The sequence below is a fragment of the Bacillus sp. AFS001701 genome, assembly GCF_002559405.1.
GTDB lineage: Bacteria > Bacillota > Bacilli > Bacillales > Bacillaceae_G > Gottfriedia.
Genome location: NZ_NTZO01000165.1, coordinates 1 through 1867 on the forward strand (window position 1 = coordinate 1; position 1867 = coordinate 1867).

The following is a 1867-nucleotide window of genomic DNA, read 5'->3' on the forward strand; positions in this document are numbered from 1 at the left end:
AAATAAAAGATTAATAAAGCACTGGGTAAAATTTTACCTTGTTTTTTTTTATAAATTTTAGTTAAAAATCACTTTTACCATGAAGATAAAAGTGATGTGTACCTGTTTGCCAATGCCACCAAGAAAACGAGGTTAATACAGGGTATGTTAGGAAATGGAGATAGTTCATTTTTATTATATGGTAATAATTTCCTTATTAGTTAATCATAGGAATTTTTAGATTGAGGATGATCTTGGCGAGTAATTGAGATTGAGATTTTTATAAAGTAATAAGTATCTAATTTTCTAATTTATCTGTTAAAATAATTCGTAAGAGATTAATCATTAAAGGGGAAATCAACTTATGATGAAAGTATTTTCAAAAAAAATCGTACTAATAGTCACTTCATTGATGGTTTTACTAATGATAAGTGGAGCATTAATTTCTTTAACTTATATCCCTTTAAAAGTCAAAGAAAATCAAGGGAAAATGAAAATAACGGAAAGTAACTGATATATTTTTTAACAAAAAAGCTCTGAATAAGGGCTTTTCTTTTTATAGTATAGAAATTAAAATCACTTAATTAAATGCTACTAAACTTGTGGAAATATGAACTGGGGGAATATCTAATGAGTCAAAAAAGAATTAGAGATTACGGTGTGAATATTGGGTACCTGAAAACTGGAAAACTAAATTCGATTACAGATGTTGAAGGGGTAAAAGTAGGTCATGTAACGATCAGCGATCAAGACATCCAAACTGGTGTTACAGCAATATTTCCTCATCAAGGTAATCTATTCAAGGATAAGTTAATCGCGTCATCTCATGTCATTAATGGGTTTGGTAAATCGATGGGAACGATTCAGATTAATGAGTTAGGAACAATCGAAACGCCAATTATTTTAACAAATACGCTAAGCATTGGGACAGCTGCAGATGCTTTAATTGAATATATGTTAGAACATAATCCAGAAATAGGTCGTACGACGGGAACTGTTAACCCAGTAATTTGCGAGTGTAATGACATGCTTTTAAATGATGTACGAGCTAAATTTATTACGAAAGACCACGTTTTTCAGGCATTAAGTAACGCTTCTACAGATGTGAAAGAAGGAACTGTTGGAGCAGGAACTGGAATGCTTTGTTATTCATTAAAAGGTGGGATTGGAACAGCTTCGCGAGTTATGCAGATGGAACATGGTACATATAAATTGGGTGTTTTAGTCTTATCTAACTTTGGGATTTTAAGCGATTTAAAAGTAAATGGAAAACCTGTTGGAGCAAAATTGCGAGACCATATCTTAAAGGAACGAGACGAACAAGATAAGGGTTCAATCATTATGATTGTTGCAACGGACCTTCCCGTATCTGAAAGGCAGCTAAATCGTATAATTAAAAGAACAGTTACCGGTTTATCAAGAACGGGCTCAATTATTACAACGGGAAGCGGTGAAGTCGTTATTGGCTTTTCAACTGCAACAAAAATACCTCATGAAAAAACAGCACATTGCATTACGGTTCCGACAATACATGAAGAAGATATTGATCTCGTATTTAGAGCAGTAGGAGAAGCAACAGAAGAAGCAGTTTTAAACTCCTTAGTGACAGCAACACATATCGTTGGAAGAGATGGAAATGAAAGACCAGCTTTTAAAGATTTAATAGAAAAATACAATATTAACTTAATATAGAGGATGGAATTCAAAAATCTAACTAGAAAGAAAAGACTTCTATAAAGTTCTAATAATGAAATAAATTTCATAAAATACTCTTAATAAAGATGGACAAGCATTAAGTTAGGAGGATACTATGAAAAAAATTGTATTTTTTGTTTCTACACTTGTATTTTGCTTAGGTGTTAGTTTTTTTGCTTTTGATCAAATTGGT

Annotated in this window: 2 protein-coding genes; both read left to right on the forward strand. The window is 31.9% G+C overall.

Annotation, left to right across the window (positions count from 1 at the left end; all coding sequences use genetic code 11):
* Nucleotides 1-343 precede the first annotated feature (343 nt).
* Nucleotides 344-493 carry a hypothetical protein gene (locus CN514_RS25710; RefSeq protein WP_176525890.1) on the forward strand — a complete coding sequence of 50 codons (150 nt, stop codon included), beginning with the start codon at nucleotides 344-346 and terminating at the stop codon, nucleotides 491-493.
* 116 nt (nucleotides 494-609) lie between these two features.
* Nucleotides 610-1671, forward strand: coding sequence for a DmpA family aminopeptidase (locus tag CN514_RS12595; RefSeq protein WP_098232890.1), 1062 nt, complete (start codon nucleotides 610-612; stop codon nucleotides 1669-1671).
* Nucleotides 1672-1867 lie beyond the last annotated feature (196 nt).

Coding starts and splice junctions, on each gene's coding strand:
- CN514_RS25710 (WP_176525890.1), top strand. CDS start 344: ATGATGAAAGTATTTTCAAAAAAAATCGTACTAATAGTCACTTCATTG.
- CN514_RS12595 (WP_098232890.1), top strand. CDS start 610: ATGAGTCAAAAAAGAATTAGAGATTACGGTGTGAATATTGGGTACCTG.